Source organism: Herbaspirillum lusitanum (genome assembly GCF_046025995.1).
GTDB lineage: Bacteria > Pseudomonadota > Gammaproteobacteria > Burkholderiales > Burkholderiaceae_D > Herbaspirillum > Herbaspirillum lusitanum_A.
Genome location: NZ_JAQQFM010000006.1, coordinates 291,171 through 307,447, shown reverse-complemented (window position 1 = coordinate 307,447; position 16,277 = coordinate 291,171). Strand labels below are relative to the sequence as shown.

General features: G+C 60.5%; 13 protein-coding genes. 1 reads left to right on the top strand and 12 read right to left on the bottom strand.

What is annotated here, in order from left to right; genetic code table 11:
• Positions 1–180: 180 nt before the first annotated feature.
• From PQR62_RS15155 to PQR62_RS15120, 8 genes are all read right to left on the bottom strand, one after another.
• A complete protein-coding gene (locus tag PQR62_RS15155) occupies positions 181–1,389 on the bottom strand; it encodes a porin (RefSeq protein WP_408158802.1) in 1,209 nt (402 codons plus the stop codon).
• 612 nt (positions 1,390–2,001) lie between these two features.
• The gene (locus PQR62_RS15150; RefSeq protein WP_408158801.1) at positions 2,002–2,760 is read right to left on the bottom strand and encodes an IclR family transcriptional regulator; all 759 of its coding nucleotides are present in this window, start codon (positions 2,758–2,760) and stop codon (positions 2,002–2,004) included.
• A gap of 467 nt (positions 2,761–3,227) precedes the next feature.
• Complete coding sequence (locus PQR62_RS15145; protein WP_408158800.1) at positions 3,228–4,838, bottom strand: methyl-accepting chemotaxis protein; 1,611 nt, start codon at positions 4,836–4,838, stop codon at positions 3,228–3,230.
• 302 nt (positions 4,839–5,140) lie between these two features.
• A complete protein-coding gene (locus PQR62_RS15140) occupies positions 5,141–6,082 on the bottom strand; it encodes a LysR family transcriptional regulator (protein WP_408158799.1) in 942 nt (313 codons plus the stop codon).
• A gap of 102 nt (positions 6,083–6,184) precedes the next feature.
• Complete coding sequence (locus PQR62_RS15135) at positions 6,185–7,273, bottom strand: maleylacetate reductase (protein ID WP_408158970.1); 1,089 nt, start codon at positions 7,271–7,273, stop codon at positions 6,185–6,187.
• Positions 7,274–7,275: 2 nt separating this feature from the next.
• Positions 7,276–7,656: a Dabb family protein gene (locus tag PQR62_RS15130; protein WP_408158798.1), complete on the bottom strand. Its 381-nt coding sequence runs from the start codon at positions 7,654–7,656 to the stop codon at positions 7,276–7,278.
• A gap of 59 nt (positions 7,657–7,715) precedes the next feature.
• Positions 7,716–8,279 (bottom strand): nuclear transport factor 2 family protein, encoded by a 564-nt coding sequence (locus tag PQR62_RS15125; protein ID WP_408158797.1) that lies wholly within the window; start codon positions 8,277–8,279, stop codon positions 7,716–7,718.
• A 156-nt stretch (positions 8,280–8,435) separates the two neighbouring features.
• On the bottom strand, positions 8,436–9,341 hold the full coding sequence (locus PQR62_RS15120; protein WP_408158796.1) for an intradiol ring-cleavage dioxygenase: 906 nt from the start codon (positions 9,339–9,341) through the stop codon (positions 8,436–8,438).
• 146 nt (positions 9,342–9,487) lie between these two features.
• Between PQR62_RS15120 and PQR62_RS15115 the strand changes: the two genes are divergently transcribed.
• On the top strand, positions 9,488–10,402 hold the full coding sequence (locus PQR62_RS15115; RefSeq protein WP_408158795.1) for a LysR family transcriptional regulator: 915 nt from the start codon (positions 9,488–9,490) through the stop codon (positions 10,400–10,402).
• Between the two features lie 294 nt (positions 10,403–10,696).
• On the opposite strand, the gene pelG is transcribed toward PQR62_RS15115, so the two are convergent.
• From pelG to PQR62_RS15095, 4 genes are read right to left on the bottom strand one after another with little or no spacing between them, the layout of a single operon-like run.
• Positions 10,697–12,067 carry an exopolysaccharide Pel transporter PelG gene (pelG, locus tag PQR62_RS15110; RefSeq protein ID WP_408158794.1) on the bottom strand — a complete coding sequence of 457 codons (1,371 nt, stop codon included), beginning with the start codon at positions 12,065–12,067 and terminating at the stop codon, positions 10,697–10,699.
• Between the two features lie 21 nt (positions 12,068–12,088).
• Positions 12,089–13,744, bottom strand: coding sequence for a GT4 family glycosyltransferase PelF (pelF, locus tag PQR62_RS15105; RefSeq protein ID WP_408158793.1), 1,656 nt, complete (start codon positions 13,742–13,744; stop codon positions 12,089–12,091).
• Positions 13,741–14,790, bottom strand: a complete 1,050-nt coding sequence (locus PQR62_RS15100; RefSeq protein ID WP_408158792.1) for a tetratricopeptide repeat protein — start codon at positions 14,788–14,790, stop codon at positions 13,741–13,743. The genes pelF and PQR62_RS15100 overlap by 4 nt, the downstream gene beginning before the upstream one ends.
• Positions 14,780–16,270 (bottom strand): PelD GGDEF domain-containing protein, encoded by a 1,491-nt coding sequence (locus PQR62_RS15095; RefSeq protein ID WP_408158791.1) that lies wholly within the window; start codon positions 16,268–16,270, stop codon positions 14,780–14,782. The genes PQR62_RS15100 and PQR62_RS15095 overlap by 11 nt, the downstream gene beginning before the upstream one ends.
• Positions 16,271–16,277 lie beyond the last annotated feature (7 nt).

The following is a 16,277-nucleotide window of genomic DNA, read 5'->3' as shown; positions in this document are numbered from 1 at the left end:
AGATCCAGACCGGCGCCGTCGGACTGCCGCCCGGGCCTCGATGCTCACCGAACATCTGCCGCCCGGCAATCCGGAAAGATTACCGCCGGACTCCGAGGAAAAAAGCCAATCCCGCGAGCGGGACTGGCAAAAAGGGACTCCTCAAGAGCTACTTCAACAGCCACTACACTACTTACTACCTTAGAAGCGATGCATGATGCCCAGGGCCAGCGCATTCTGTGCGCTGTCGGCGCCCGGCGCGCCATTGCTGGTCAGGCCCGGGTTGTACATGTCGGATGCGCGCAGATTGGCGACCATCCCGTACAACAAGGTGCGCTTCGACAGGGTGTAATCCGCACCCAGCACCAGCGCCGTCAACTTGCCCTTGTTGGATGCACCGACGAAGTCATAGCGTGAATGGATGACGCTACCCTTGAACAGCCATGCCCCCATCTTGTAGTCGGCGCCGACGTCAAAGATGTTGGCCTTCGAGTTGTTGATGCCGCCGGCCGAAAACGCGCCGCTGCCGGCAGTCGACGTAAACGTCGTCGCAAAATTCGGCGCAGCACCGGATGAGGCGTTGATCAGCGGTTGCTTGACATTCGACCACTCGCCGCGCAAGGTCAGCGCGCCGATGTCATAGTTGGCGCCGAGCATGAAGACCTTGATACACGTATCGCCTGCATTGCCCAGAGCCGTGGTGTTACATCCGGCGTTGCTCGATGCGCCCTGATCGCTGCTGGTGTTGGTGGTGGCGGAACCGACGGTTGCCGCTTTCTTCGACTGCCAATAAGCGAAACCTATGCCGAACGGCCCGTTCTCGTAGTTGGCCCCGAATCCCAGCGACTGTCCGGTCGTTGCGGAACCGGCCTGCTCGCCAAAACCATAAGCCAGATTGGCCTGGAAACCGCCGAAATTCGGCGTCAGGTAATACAGCATGTTGTTGGCGCGCTCGCCGGTGGCGCGATCCATATTGTTGCCATGTACCTTGCCGGTGAACGGCAGCATGCGCGATGCAGTGGAATACTGATTCGCGATGAAATCGGTGTAGTCCTTGCGACGCCCCATTTCAATCGTACCGAGAGCACCGCTCAGACCGATCGTGGTGCGACGGCCAAAGGTTGCGCCGTTCTGTGCGGAGGCGCCGTTATCCATCGTGAAGCCGCCTTCGATGACGAAGTCCGCCTTCAGGCCGCCGCCCAGGTCTTCCACACCGCGAAAACCGAGACGCGACTGCGTGTACTGACCAGAATCCAGACCAATGCGGTTACCTGTGTTGCGGCCGGTAGTGACGACCTTGTCCACATATCCGATACCGGCGGTCGCGACGCCGTAAATGGTGACGCTACTCTGCGCATGCGCAACCCCGAACGCGCTCAGACCGAGAAGCGCGAGTACTGACTTTTTCATTTACATCTCCCTATGTAACGCCTTAACGGCAGTTAGCCTGACTTTTACCCCTTGGCAATCGTTTCATCTATCAAACCAACGTAACGATAGATGAGATATTAAGCAAGCACCTTGCCGACGTCAACCATGTTTCATCAAGAAATATATCGTATCATTTAGCGATACACCATTAAAGAAAATGCTTCCATAAAAAATGCCCGGATTTAGTTCAATTTTGCGCAATGCCGCACCGTGAAAATGCAAAACAGAACGCGATTTCAAGGGCAATGCACCAGACAAATCTTGCGCACTGCAAAAAGCACAAAAATGCAGCGTCTCTTTTTTTTCACATCCCTCGGAAAAAAAACGGGGGCTCGCATCAAATCTGCAACAAAAGGGAGCACGGAACAATTTTTCAGGGGATGCGATGTTGCGACTCGCGTCAAATTGAAAACGAGCTCACAACAATCCCAGGCATCCGCTGCATTTGCGAACGATCGCGGGCAAAGCACCTTCGGATATCTGTGCTCAGTCATCGCTCAGTCATTGCAGGGACGAAAAAAAACCGCAGATCGCAATCTGCGGTTTTTCAATCGGCTCGGTCAGCGACCGCTACGGCATCACGATCATTTCTCAGTCCTCCACATAGCCCAGCGCGGCGGAAAATCTGATGGCGGCCGACTGAATGATGGCAATGTACTTTCCGAGACTGTCCTGCGGCACCCGGCTGGCCGGCGCGGTCATCGACAATGAGGCGATCACGGCGCCTGTAGCGTCGCGCACCGGGGCGGCCACCGCCACCATGTCAGCCGCTTTTTCCGAGAACGAGGTGCTGTAGCCATCGCCCAGTATTTTCTTCAATTCCTTTTTCAGCTCGGTACGCTTGACGATGGTATTCGGCGTGAACTTTTCAAGCTTGCCGGTCAGAATGCCCTCCTGAATCTCTTCCGGCGCATGCGCCAGCAACAGCTTGCCCGAGGCGCCGACGAACAGGGGCCGGCGATCTCCCAGCTGACTGTGAACCCGCAAGGCATGCGGAGCATCCCACCAGGCCACGCATACGGTTTCGGCGCCATCGCGAATACGCACCAGGACACTCTCATTGCATTCGCGGCCGATGGGCTCAAGGATATCCTTGGCCACATCGATCAGACTCAGTTGCGCCTGAGCAGCCGTGCCGATGATCAGCGCGCGGTAGCCGAGACTGTAGGTCGCCATCGGCAACTGCCGCCTGACCAGACCACTTTCTTCCAGCGTCGTCAGCAATCGGAAGGCGCGCGCCTTGGTATTGCCGGAGCGTTTGGCCAGTTCGGTCACGCCCTTGCCCCCCTCTTCCGCCACCAAAAACAGCAGCTCGATCGCCTTGCTTACCGCATCAACGGTATAACTCATAAAAAATTCCTTTGTTGCTCAGCGTCACGCGTGACGTTCTTTTTCATGGAGAGACAAATATACAGATAAGAGCACGAGGCGATGTCTGCCTGATTTCGTCTGAATTTCGCCTGAACTCGCCTCATCTTCAAGGGCTGCAAGCCTGCGCCATTCTGGCAGATGCTTCCGCATATGTCAGCCCCGACCGGGCGGCGGCAAATCAACTGACAGCGCTGATGTCCGGCGTTCGCGGCAGTTGCCGGCGCCCAGGGCTATCTGAACGATGATTCAAGGCTGAGTACACTACCATAAAATGATACGTCGTTCCAGCAAGCAAAACAAATCACCCATCTCGAGAATGGCATTTCTTCAGCTCTGAAGACTGCTGCCGCCAGGGCTGGAACCGTCAATTTCAATTGCCCTGCCCGAAAAAGACGGCGCACACCCCACACCCGGGGTGACGCCCTGGTGGTATGCGTCAGCGGATTTCAGGCGATCAGAACGGCATGCCGGCGATTGCCCGAAAAATCTGAAGGATGCCGGTCTGCCTCCACCGTTTCGCTCGCATCGCTCAAGTTGAAGACACTGACAAGCCTGGCCAGTACCGCCGCCTCGTCTTTCATGGCGGCCGCCGCTGCCGAGGCCTCTTCGACCAGTGCCGCATTTTTTTGCGTGACGTCGTCGATCAGATTGATCGATCCGCTGATCTGCAATATCCCGGTGGCCTGCTCCTGGCTGAAGCCGCTGATTTCGCGAATGATGCACGCCACTCCTTCCACGCTGTTGACCACTTCATGAATGGTGGCTCCGGCCTGCGCCACCAGCAGCGTGCCGCCGTCGACGCGCTCCACCGAATCCGTGATCAGCGCCTTAATCTCCTTCGCGGCATTGGCGGATCGCTGCGCCAGACTTCGCACTTCAGACGCCACCACCGCAAAACCTCTGCCCTGCTCGCCGGCGCGCGCCGCCTCGACTGCCGCATTAAGCGCCAGAATATTGGTCTGGAACGCAATGCCGTCGATGACGCCGATGATATTGGCGATCTGGCGCGAGGATTCATTGATGGCGCTCATGGTGGCGACCACTTTGGCCACCACCTGTCCGCCGCGTGCCGCGACCTCACTGGCGGCCGCGGCGTTTTGATCCGCACGCCCGGCACTCTCCGCATTGAGCCTGATGGTCGATGCAATCTCCTCTGTCGCGGCAGCCGTCTCTTCCAGCGAAGAGGCTTGCTGCTCGGTGCGTATCGACAGATCCATATTGCCGCTGGCGATCTCCGATGAAGCAAGGGCGATATTGTTGATGCTCTTGCGAATGTTGGCCACCAGCGTGTTCAGGCTCAGATTCATGGAGCGCAAGGCAGCCAGCAGTTGCCCCACCTCGTCTTTGGAATTGACCTGAATGTCAGCCGTCAGATCGCCCTTGGCGACCCGCTCGGCGACCAGCACTGCCGCCGCCAGCGGTCTGATGATGGAACGCGCCAGCAAGTGCGCAATCAGCAGGCCCAGCAGAATTGCCAGCGCTTCAAGCACCAGCAGCAAGCTGCGACTGCGGCGGGCGGTTTCTTCAATACCGGCATTGATGGCGTCGATCTGCTTGCGTTGCACGCTGAGCAACTCTTGCATCAGATGCTGAAAAGCCTTGGCGACCGGGACATATTCCTGCTCCAGCACCTGCAAGGCTCGTTCCGCTTGCCCTTCCGCCTTGAGCTTGCTGACCTTGTCGCGCGCGGCCAGATACAGCTTGCGCTGCGTTCCGATTCTCGCAAACAGTTCTTTTTCTTCCGGCGTTTCCAGCAAGGCGCCGATGTTGTCCTGTAAATCGCCGGAGCGTTTGGGACCTTCCGTTGCAAGAAATGCCGACAGCGAAGTGTCGCTGCTCTTGGCGATCGCGGTAGTGCGCATGATGCCGGAGTCAATCGCCCGATACCAGTCGCTGCTAAGGCGCTCTTTCATGAGCGGCCTTTGCATCATCGCCGACGATGCCCGCGAGACCGACTCCAGATTCCATATCGCCACCGCCGTCGCGGCGCAAGACAGCACAAGAATGCACCCCAGCCCCAGACGGAGCCGGCCACCGATTTTCAGACTGGCAAACATTTTATTCCCCCCTTTTACCCTGAACTACACAATTAGCCTCGAAACAAAATATCATCAAAAGAAACACTGTATTGTTTGATGATACAACCAAAAAATAAATACAAGTCAGATTTTTTGGTGCGACGGGCTTTCAGAGCACGCCGGCAGAGGCACGAAATGATTGCCGAAGGGAAATAAAGAAATAAAGGAAGTAAGGAAGGACGCGTTGAACGGCGCAGGCAATCTTGCAGGGGTGCAGCCAGGACGGCTGTACTGAAAGTGCCTGCATCTTGAACGCCGGATTTCAGGCAAACGGCTCTACGCTAGCTGGCGTAGGTAAACTCTCCGGCCACGTCCTTGCGCCGCATCAGGTCGATGAACAGCTCGCGCATCCATTTGGCGCCGGGGTCGGCGTCGAAGTCGCCGTGCCAGTGCAGCGTAATGTCGACCGTCGGCAATGCCACCGGCAATTCGTAGACGGCCAGACGGCCGTCTTCATTGAAGACGTTGGCGCTGCCGCGCGGCAGCGTGGCGGCCAGGTCCGAACGCGCGAGGATGCGCGGCAGTACCGAGAAATGCGGCGCTTCGAGGGTGATTTCGCGATGGATATTGTTGGACTTGAACTCGCTCTCAAGCTGCACGTGGCTGCACTCCACCGACTTGACCACGACGTGCGTCATCGCCAGAAATTCAGCCAGCGTCAGGTGGCGGCGCTGCGGCAGGCCGGCACGTTTGCGCGTCATGCAGACATAGGAATCGCGAAACAGGAATTCGAAACGGGTCAGCGGCTTGAGCACCGGCAAGTCGCCGATGGCGAAATCCAGTTGCCCGGTCTTGAGCGCGCCTTCGATCTGCGAAGGCGGCAATTGCTCGACCTGCAGCTTGATGCGCGGGCCGAGGTCTTTCAGCTTCTCGCAGATGTGCGGCAGAAATTCCATCTCGGCCACATCCGTCATCGACATGCGGAAGGTACGCGTGCAAGTCGCGGGATCGAACTCTTCGCCGTAACGCAGCGCCTCCTGCACCGCTTGCAGCGCGCGGCCGATGGGCTTGGCCAGTTCGGCGCCGGTGGCGGTCGGGCTCATGCCGTCCTTGGTGCGGATGAACAGCGGATCGTTGAACGCCACACGCAGACGCGCCAGCGCAGAACTGACGGCCGGCTGCGAAATGTGCAGGCGATGCCCGGCCAGCGTCAGGCTGCGCTCGTCCGCAATCGCCTGAAACACCCGCAGCAGATTCAGATCCATATTGTTGAACGTGGTCATGCCCGCCTCCCGCCTGCGTCAAGAAAGATGATGCGCCAGCATGCAACATCCACACCAGGTTGCTGCGCTCGCCACTCGCTGCTCTCCGCTCGTTACTTTCGGCTAGTCAGGCTGAGGCGCAACGCCGGACCATGCGCGCTGCAGCAGCGCACGCAAAGGCTGCGGCTCGATGGCGCGCGGATTCCAGTAAGGATTGGCCAGCGCGATCTGGCAAGCGCGGTCCAGATCGTCTTCCTGCATGCCTATGCTTTTCAGTCCGGCCGGAATACCCAGCTCCTGCGACAAGGCATGCAAGGCAAGCGCTGCGGCAGCCGGATCGTTTGCCTCCGCTTCCGACGCCCCCAGCGCCCGCGCAATACGACGCATGGCCTCCGGTGCGGCGGCGGCGTTGTAGGCCAGCGCATGCGGCAAGACACTGGCGTGGGTTTCCGCATGCGGCAGATTGAAGGAGCCGCCCAGGGTATGACACAGCTTGTGATGCAGCGCCATGCCGACCTGCCCCAGCACGGTGCCGCACAACCAGGCGCCGTACAGACAATCGCTGCGCGCGTCCGGATTGGCGGCATCCTGTTTCAGCGCGCGCAAACCCTTGGCCAGCGCGCGTATGCCCTCTTCCGCCATGAGCGACATGACCGGATTGCCGTCGCGCGCATACAAACCTTCGGCGGCATGCGCCATGGCGTTCAGGCCGCTGACGAAAGAAATCGGCAAGGGCAGCGTCAATGAAAGCTGCGGATCGTAGATTACCGTGCGCGGCAAGACCCTGGCGTCGCGACCGGTGCGCTTGAGGCCGTTTTCGGTGAGACCGAAGATGGGCGTCATTTCGGATCCGGCATAGGTGGTCGGAATCGCGATGATGGGCAAGGCCGATTCCAGCGCAATCGCCTTGCCGAGGCCGACCGTCGATCCGCCGCCGATGGCGATGGCGCAATCGGCGCCGACCTTGCCGGCATGTTCGGTGGCGGCGCGCGCGCTTTCTATGGGCACATGCATGATGGCGCCGGCGTAGATGCCGGCGCAGCGTTTGCCGAGCAAGGCGGCGACCGGCTCGGCCAGTTCGCGGCGGTCGGGCGTGCACAGCACCAGCGCGCGGCCGGCGCCGAGGCGCTCGACTTCCTGCTCGATGCTGTTCAGGCTGCCTCGCCCGAAAATCACGCGCGAGGCGTTGGCGGTATAGGTGAATTCGTACATGCTCATGCCTCCACCGCAGTCGTGGCACAGCCCATGCCGGCCGGCGCCAGATAATCGACCTGATGCCGCGCAATGCGGCAATCGCCCAGCGCCTCTTTCACGCGCAGATGCTCGGGATGCGTGGCATACGCGGCCAGCCATTCGGGCGACTCGAACTCCATGTACAGCACCACGTCGCAGGCGTAATCGACGCCGCTGACATCAAGCCCGACTTCCACCATCGTCATGCCGGGAATCTTGCCGGCCAGATTCTCGAAACTGCGTTTGACGAAGGCCGCCGTCTCGCGTTTTTGCTGCGCCGTATCGCCGCGGACATCCCACATGACAATATGTTTGGTGGTCAGACGGCGCAGGTCGGCGGCGTCTGCTGTTTGCTTGCTCATCGCGATTTCCCGTTGACGAGGTTGAAGTTGTGCTGAGTGATCTGCACCGGCATTCCGGCTCAGCGCATCAGTTCCGAATAAGTCGGTACGTTGTTGGCCCAGCCTTTGGTCAGCGGCGCCACGAACACGTTCTCGGTACGGGTGCGCGAAATCTTCCACACACCGTCGACCTTCCTGAACAGATTGTTGAGGCGGCTGGAACGCAGCAGCGAAGAGCCGTCGCCGAAAATCCAGGGCTGGCAATGCACCCATTGGCCATCGGCCTCGTCGCCGTTGACATGAATCTGCTCGGACGTCAGGTAGTGCACATTGAGCAGCAGTTCCGGATCTTTCTTCTGGCCCCAGAAGGCCTGAAAGTGCTTGCGGATCGCGGCCTTGCCCACGGCCTGGCCGAACTGGCCCTTGTAGTATTCGCCGACGCCTTCCCAGATCGCATCTTCCGAATACAGCTCCAGAATCTTCTCGATGCGCTCGTCGTCGGATGCCACCGGCTCCGGGCATGGCGTGTCGCACAGGAACATGTAGCGCGCCTGAATGCGGCGGATGTCGGCTTCGGCTTCCAGCACGTTGAGCCGGCGCTTGAGTTCAAGAATGTCGTTATTGGTCGTGGATACGTCGCTCATGAGTTCCTCTTGGTGAAATATGGGTGAGTGAATGTGGAGCAGTTGCAAATCGTTGTCGCGCAACGATCCCTTCATCGCGATTGCGGCGCGATGAGGAACTTTGCAGCAAGTATCTTTGTGATGGCCTGGCTGGTCAGGCTCGGCGCCGGTGCCGCATCAGGCGGCTTTATCCGCCAGCACAAAATTCCACTGCACGTTCCAGAACGGCGCCGTGGTGCCGAGCTCGCCGGCGCGCGCGGCGTCGTTGATGCTGTCGAAATCGGCCACCAGTTCCTGCTTGACGCCGAACACCGTGTCTTCGCGCAGGTAAGGACAATCGGGCGTGAAGATGTGCGTGATCACCGGCTCGTAACCGGGTGCGCTGACGATGAAATGCAGATGCGCGGCGCGATTGGGGTGGCGGCCCAGCTGGCCCAGCAATTTGCCGACCGGACCATCGTCGGGAATCGGATAGTGGCGCGGCTTGACCGACTTGAACCAGTAGCCGCCATCGGCCCCGGCGCTGAACACGCCGCGCAGGTTGTAGTCCGGCTGTATGCCCTTTTGCTGAACGTCGTAGAAACCGTCGTTATTGGTCTGCCACACATCCAGCGTGGCGCCCGGAATCGGCTTGCCGTGCACATCGGTGACAATGCCGGAGATCACCATCGGTTCGCCCTTGCCGTCCAGGCAGATGTTGGCGCCGTTCTCATAGTGCGGCGCGTTCTCCACGTAAAACGGACCCAGGATGGTATTCGGAGTGGCCGCGCTCGGGCGGCGGTGATTGATGGCGTCGACCAGCATGGACACGCCCAGCACGTCGGACAGCAGAATGTATTCCTGACGCCAGTCGGAGCACATCTGGCCGGTCTCGGTCAGGAATCTGATCGCCGTCAGCCACTCTTCATGGGTCGGTTCGATTTCCTTGACCGCCGCATGCAGATGCCTGACCAGCACGCTCATGACCTCGCGCAGACGCGGCGAGACGGCATCGCCCATGCGCGAGTTGACCACCTCGGCCGAGCTTTCCTCGAGGAAATAAGGCAGGTTTTTCGCGGCTGGCGTGGCGTGCGGATCTGGCATGCGATTTCTCCGGATATTGTTGTTTCAAGCTTGTGGCGCAATTCTATATTCACGATTAAAGAGAAAACAGAGCAAAATATATAATCTCTTTTGCATAAATCGGGAAAGTAAGCGCAAATGGCTCGGATAACAGGTATGAAATAAGCATGAATCATTTACGGGAAATAGAACTGTTCGTTCAGGTCGGCGATCTGGGCAGCATCAGCAAGGCGGCCGAGGCGCTGGAGATTTCCATCTCGGCCGCCAGCCGTGCGCTGATTGCACTCGAGGCGCGGCTGGGCGTGCAACTGGTCAAGCGCACCACGCGCCGTCTGTTTCTGACCGACGCCGGCGCGCAGTTTCATCAGCAATGCAAGAGCATCCTGGCCAATCTGCGCGAGGCGGAAAATTCGGTCACCGAGACCGCGGTCAAACCCACCGGCCGCCTGCGCGTGACGGCCTCGCTCTCATTCTGCGTGCTGCACATCGCGCCGCTGCTGCCGGAATTCACCCGGCGCTATCCCGATATTCAGGTGGAAGTGATCGCCGCCAACCGCTATTACGACATCATCGAGAACGGCGTCGATGTCGCCATCCGCACGCGCCAGGTGGAGTCCGACAGCAACATCACGATCCGCCGGCTGGCCGAGACCCGGCGCATTCTGGCGGCGGCGCCCTCTTATATCGAGAAGTTCGGCGTGCCGGTGCTGCCGCCCGATCTGAACCGCCATCACATCCTCAATTACGCGCTGTCGGATACGCCCAATGAATTGCCGCTGCGACGCGGCAATGAAAAGATCGTGAGCAGAATCCGGCCGCTGCTGGAAGCCAACGACGGCCAGATCCTGCGGCAGGCAGCGCTGGCCGGCATGGGGATTCTGGTGCAGCCCAAATACATCGTCTACGACGATCTGCTGAGCGGACGCCTGGTGCCGGTGCTGGATGACTGGGACTTGCCGCGCCTGACTATCAACATCGCCTTCCAGACGCGCGCCCACCTGCCGGCCAAGGACAGGCTGTTCATCGACGCGCTGGTCGAACGCTTCCGCGTCAACGATTTCGAGCGTTTGTGGGCGAGCTGAGAGGTATCAGGCTCCGCACGCCTGCCCGCGTGCCGATCGCAAGGCACACCGACCCAGGCAGTACGGCGTACGGCAAGAAGGTGCGACACCTCTCACGCGTCCGCACGCCTGCCCGCGTGCCGATGGCAAGGCGCGCCGACGCAGACAGTACGGCGTACGGCAAGGAGGTGCAACGCTTCTCACGCGTCCGCGCGCCTGCCCGCGTGCCGATGGCAAGGCGCGCCGACGCAGGCAGTACGGCGTACGGCAAGGAGGTGCAACGCCGCCAGCGGCATGCGGGCAGGCGCGCGGAGGCTATTGGAGCATGAAGGTTTCATATTCCAGCACCTCCAGCTTGCGCGACAGCAGAATGCAGCCGGCCAGCACCACCAGAAACACCGCGATGGCAAAACCGTAGCCAAAGAAGGCCGGGCCCAGCGCGATCGAAATCCAGGTCAGCACCACATTGAGCACCACCAGCGCGCCGGTCAGCCACAGCACGATGGCGCGCTTGTCGAGGTAGAAAAAGACATTGAGAATGCCCAGCAGCACCACCTGCAGGCTGGCGGCGATGATGTCGATGTACAGCAACGGCAGATACAGCGTGGAGATGCCCAGCCATTTGAGAATCGCTTCGCCGGCCACGATCAGCAGCAAGGTGACGATGGTCTGGATCTTGATGATTTCGAACAGGCCCAGACGCACGGTTTCCACCATGCCGTTGCGATGCTTCTCTATGGTTTCCAGCGAAGCGCCGCTGCGCACGGCTTCATAGAAGGCGTCGTAGTCTTCGACGAAATCGGTTTCCATGCGCAGCAGGAAGATCGCCATGCCGGGAATGATCGCCAGATAGGCCAGAAACACCGGCAAGTCGTAGATCACCGAAGCGCGCAAGGGGCCGATGACAGCCTGGCTGGTTTCGGGCGTGAACCAGAACATCATCTTGTCGACCCAGATCGCGGCATTGTAGAAAAAGCCGATCGCCATCAGCGAGGGATACAGCAAGTCCTTGCGATAAAACTCGAAAGAGATGAAGCGATCCGATTCGAAATTGCGCAGGATCAGCGCCATCATCGCCATCAGCAGCACAGCCTGGCCGATCACGAAACCGGCCATCAGACCTTCCAGCCCGAGGCCGCGCAAGCTCAGCGCCGCCAGCACGGTGATGGTGTAGCCCAGCGCATACATCCAGAAAATCGCCTTGTACTGCTTCATGCCGGACAGAAAAATCGTGGCGATCCAGATATTGCACATGATGACGAAGGCGGCCAGCAGCAACAGGCGGTACAGCACGCTCTGCTGCGGAAACAGAAACATCACGCACAACAGGCCGCCGATGCCGCCGGCCACCGTCACCGTGAACGACACCGCATGAAAATTGGGCAGGATGGACGCCATATCCTTTTCGAACAGACGGTCGGCGGTGAAGCGTGTCAGCGCCAGCTGGAACACGCCGGTGAAGATCAGCGAGATCGAAATCACATAGGTGATGCTGACCTGAAACTGCACCACCACATTGCCCGGCACGATCACCGCGTGACTCATCACGCCGATGATCAGGATGCCGACGATGGACATGATCCACGAGCCGGAGCTGATCAGCGCCGCATAGGAATAGGCCTGCAGCAGCGACAGCAGATTGTCGCGCCTGAGGATCTTGCGTAGTTCGAATCCAATACCGGCCATGGTGGAGTTCTATCCTGATCTCTAGTGTTTTACCGGGCAGCGCAAAGCCGGAGTTGCCGCGCCGTCCGCTGCCGGCGGCGGGGTCTGCGCCAGCGCCTCGTGATACAGGCTGCGGTAGGCGCCGAACATCATGTCCTGCGTGTAATAGCGTTCCACGCGCGCGATGCCGGCGGCCTGCGCCGCATGCCAGCGCTGCGGATCAGTCAGCAGGCCGACCGCGGCGCTAGCCAGCGCCTGCGGCTCGGCAATGCCGACCACCTCGCCGGCGGCGCCGAGCGCGCGGTCGGCTTCATCCAGGCCGTACATCAACTGGCGGCAGGAGCCGACGTCGGTGGCGACTGCCGGCACGCCGGCGGCAAAGCCTTCCAGCAGCACCAGCGGCAAGGCTTCGCTGATGCTGGACAAGACCACCAGCCCGATCTTCGGCATCAGGTCATCGATCTTCTGGAAGCCCAGGAACTTGACCTTGCCGGTCAGCCCCAGGCCTTCGACGATGCTGTGGCATTCCTCGGCATAGGCTTTGTCTTCGTCTTCCGGCCCGGCGATCCAGGCTTCGGCTTCGGGATACTGCATCACCACCGAGCGCATCGCGCGAATGAAGGTCTTGACGTCCTTGATCGGCACCACCCGCCCCAGCAGACAGAGCACCGGCGGAATCGCCGCACTGCGCTGCGCGCGCAGCTTCGCCATGCGCGGCAGGTCGATGCCGTTGGGAATGTTGCGCGTGCGTTCCGGCGGTGCGCCGTCATTGATCTGGCGCAGACGGTTGGTTTCGTAGAGCGCGACGATCTGGTTCGAAGCCTGATAGCAGAGCCGCCCCAGCGCTTCGAAAAAGCGTATCCACAGATCACGGAAGTAAGGAATCTGCGAAGAATCCTTTTCAAACACGTTGCGGTTGTCACGTATCCACTCGCTCTGGAACAGATCGATCTTGCGTTCCTTGGTGTAGATGCCGTGCTCCGACAGCAACAGCGGGCGGCCGGTCTGCATTTTCAGCAGGCTGCCTAGAAACCCTGCGTAGCCGGTCGAAATGGTGTGATAGCAGCGCGCCGGAATCATCTGCCGCGCCACTTTGGCCAGGGTCCAGATCGGCGTGTGCATGATGCGCACGGTCCAGAAATAATCGACGAAGGAGGGATCGGTGCAGAAGGCCCGATATTGCTCGGTCAGATAATCCCAGGCGTTTTTGCTGTACAAGAACGAGGCTTCATCCAGCGCCTGACCGTCCGCCAGCAGCGGCGTCAATTCGGCCAGCAAGGCACTCAGCTCAGTCTGGCTGGCGGGCTCGCCGTCCTTTGAGACGGCGCCGCCGGCGCTGCGGAATTTCTGATGCAGCACATCCATCCGCTCATAGGCGCTGGCATTGCCGCGTGTGCGCGTGGCGCCCGGCTTGGTCGCAAGGTCGAAATGCTCATGCAGATAATGCGTCTCCAGATGCACCACGTTATCCGGCAGCGCATATTTGGGCGCGCCGTAGTCCTGACGGCGGCTGCCGACGAAACACAGGCCGAAACGGATTTCGGGAAAGCCGCGAATGATCTGATTGACCCAACTGGAGACGCCGCCGCTGACATAGGGAAAGGTCCCCTCCAGCAGCAGCATGACGTCGCAATCGGCTGCCTTGCGATCGTACGGATCGGGAGCGCCCGGCCTGGTGTTGTTCTGATCCTGAGTCATCTGCGGCCGCCTCCCGGTGCGGCATGAACGGGCGCCACATTGCGACGGCCATGGCGCCAGAAACGATGCAATTGCGGTGTGGACGAGACGCTGGGGTCGTAAGCCATTTCGATGAACAGCTTGCGCACCGCGTCGAAGTCGCGTTCCTGAAAGCTGAGCTCGGCCATATACGGCAACAGGCGGTTGCGCGAAAAACCGTGCTCATAGGCGTTCTGCAAAGCCTCGCGCGCGCCGGCGGCGTTGGAAATCGTCAACTCCAGCCGCACCAGCATGAACCACAGTCCGGCCTGCTCGGGGTCGATCGCCAGCGACGCACGGGCGTGTTCGCGCATCTGGTCGCAGGAATAATTGAGCAGATCGCCCTGCACCAGATTCTGATACACCAGCTCCTGATACAGCTCGGCGATCTGCTGATGCAGCAAAGCCTGCGAGCCGGTTTCGCTGGCTGCGTCGGCCTCGGCCAGGCGCGCGCGGGTATCGACGATGCGCTGGGTGATCTTCTTCTCCTTGCCATCCAGAATGCCGTAGGCCAGCAGACGCACGTCGTCGGCCGGATCGGCCAGCAGATTGCGCAGCGATTCGCCGCTGCTGCGCGTCGGCGTATGCTGGATCGCTACCAGCGCGTTGAGCCGTTCATCCAGCGGCGTCGCCAGATTGCTCAGTTGCGCGCGCACGCGATTGCCGCGAAAACCTGTTCCTTCGCGCTTGCGCACGGTGACGAATTCGGGCGAGCTGGTGGTATCGAAATCCTGATCGTCGGCCTTCTTCGGCCACAGTACGCCGACCAGCAATGCCAGCGCGGTGCACAGAATGCCGGCTACCGGAATGAAGAAATTGAAGGCCATCAGATACGCCAGCAACCAGAAGCGCGGCTGGCGGTAACGCTGCGGCACCACCAGAGCCAGCGCCAGACCGAACAGCACACTCGACACCAGATGCAGCGCAAGATAGGAGGCCAGCAGCAAGGGACTATGGCCGAGCTGGAGCAGCATCGCGATGGACGCGAGCTCGAAGCTGAAACCGGCGATTGAAAGTTTATACAGCACAGCGTTCCACCAGATTGGCCAGCAGTTGGGGCACTTGTTGCCGGCCCAGGTGAGCGGTATGGATTTCTGCAAAATTGCTCAGAAACTTGTTGCCGAACTGTGCATGCGAGACGCTTTCGATGCGCATCAGATAGCCGTCCACGGCGGCGCTGCCGGCCAGCGGCAGCAGACTGATCAGCACGTTGCGGCCGTCGGCGCGATACGACCAGATGACGTCGGCGGCACGCTTGAGGCGACGAACCTGTTCGAACATGTCGCGCGAGGTCTCATCGTCGCCGAACACCAGCGCCACCAATGAAGAATCGATATCGGTGCTGCGTTTGAGGTGATGCAGGCGCACCATGTCGACCGCCAGCTGAGGCGGACATTCGGGCACCTGCTGCAATACCGCGCGCGTGCTCAGGCCCATTTCGATGCCGTCGGCGTAGTAGTCGATCAGCACCGACAGCAATTGCAGCGCATCTTCGTTGAGCGCCACGAAGGGCAGTTTTTCCACCAGCAGCAGGCCGAACAGCTCGCCGTCGAAATTGCGCAGCGGCGCGCAGATCAGATAGCGGCTCTGGTTGCGCCCGCTCTGGCTGATCGCTTCGGATTGCACGTGCGCCAGTTTGTTGAACTCCAGGCTGTGCCGCACCAGCGGATCGTCGGCGCTGAATTCGCTGGTCTTGCCCAGCGTCGCCGCCGGCGTCGGGCTGATCTGGCGCTGCTCGTCGCAGGCATGCACCGAAGCCACCTCGAGCTGGCAGCTCTGCACCAGAATCTGCAAAAACGCCTCGGCCGCCGGCAGCCGCGCCGGCGCGTGGCGATTCTGATCCAGCGTCAGCGCGCGCATGCGGTCCAGCGATTCGCGCAGCGTCAGCGGCTTGGACAGCAGATCCTGCTCCAGCCGCTCATGCGAGAGACGCAGCAAAAAGTGATTCTTGGTGAGCATGGTCAGGCGCTCGTCCAGATAGGCGTTGATGGCGCGCAGGCGACGGCTGCGCGCATTCCAGACTTCGGCAAACTGGCCGCACAGCAGGGTCAGCACCAGGCCGCCCAGAAAATACACCTGCGGAAAGACCTCAGGCGCTTGCATGCCGGCACCTGCCGCCGCCGGCCCCGCCATGTTTGCCGTCACGCCCACCAGATGCCAGTGCGCCAGGCCATACCAGCCGGCCACCAGCGTCAGTACCGACACCACACCGATGGCGCTGCCGTAACGCATCGCCAGAATCGCCGGCACCATCCAGATCCAGGGAAACTCCGCGCGAATGCCGAACGGATCCTCGGGCGCGATCCATTGCGACAACAGCAGCGTCAGCAGTACGAAGACGATCGATTCCACCCCGCGCCACAAGGCGGCGCGGGGTGAGGCGCCATCGGTGTCGATGCGCGCAAACAGCCGGCGCCAGAAACGGCGGCGGAAATCGGCCGCTGGCGTGGCGGCGGTCTGGCCGCTGTTACTGCGTGCGCGTGGTGGCGTCTGATCGCTCTTGCTCACGATAGCT

Bases quoted from the DNA above. Each gene is read 5' to 3' on its own strand.
- PQR62_RS15155 (WP_408158802.1), bottom strand. From the start codon at position 1,389: ATGAAAAAGTCAGTACTCGCGCTTCTCGGTCTGAGCGCGTTCGGGGTT.
- PQR62_RS15135 (WP_408158970.1), bottom strand. From the start codon at position 7,273: ATGTACGAATTCACCTATACCGCCAACGCCTCGCGCGTGATTTTCGGG.
- pelF (WP_408158793.1), bottom strand. From the start codon at position 13,744: ATGACTCAGGATCAGAACAACACCAGGCCGGGCGCTCCCGATCCGTAC.
- PQR62_RS15115 (WP_408158795.1), top strand. From the start codon at position 9,488: ATGAATCATTTACGGGAAATAGAACTGTTCGTTCAGGTCGGCGATCTG.
- PQR62_RS15150 (WP_408158801.1), bottom strand. From the start codon at position 2,760: ATGAGTTATACCGTTGATGCGGTAAGCAAGGCGATCGAGCTGCTGTTT.
- PQR62_RS15145 (WP_408158800.1), bottom strand. From the start codon at position 4,838: ATGTTTGCCAGTCTGAAAATCGGTGGCCGGCTCCGTCTGGGGCTGGGG.
- PQR62_RS15125 (WP_408158797.1), bottom strand. From the start codon at position 8,279: ATGAGCGACGTATCCACGACCAATAACGACATTCTTGAACTCAAGCGC.
- PQR62_RS15120 (WP_408158796.1), bottom strand. From the start codon at position 9,341: ATGCCAGATCCGCACGCCACGCCAGCCGCGAAAAACCTGCCTTATTTC.
- PQR62_RS15140 (WP_408158799.1), bottom strand. From the start codon at position 6,082: ATGACCACGTTCAACAATATGGATCTGAATCTGCTGCGGGTGTTTCAG.
- PQR62_RS15130 (WP_408158798.1), bottom strand. From the start codon at position 7,656: ATGAGCAAGCAAACAGCAGACGCCGCCGACCTGCGCCGTCTGACCACC.
- pelG (WP_408158794.1), bottom strand. From the start codon at position 12,067: ATGGCCGGTATTGGATTCGAACTACGCAAGATCCTCAGGCGCGACAAT.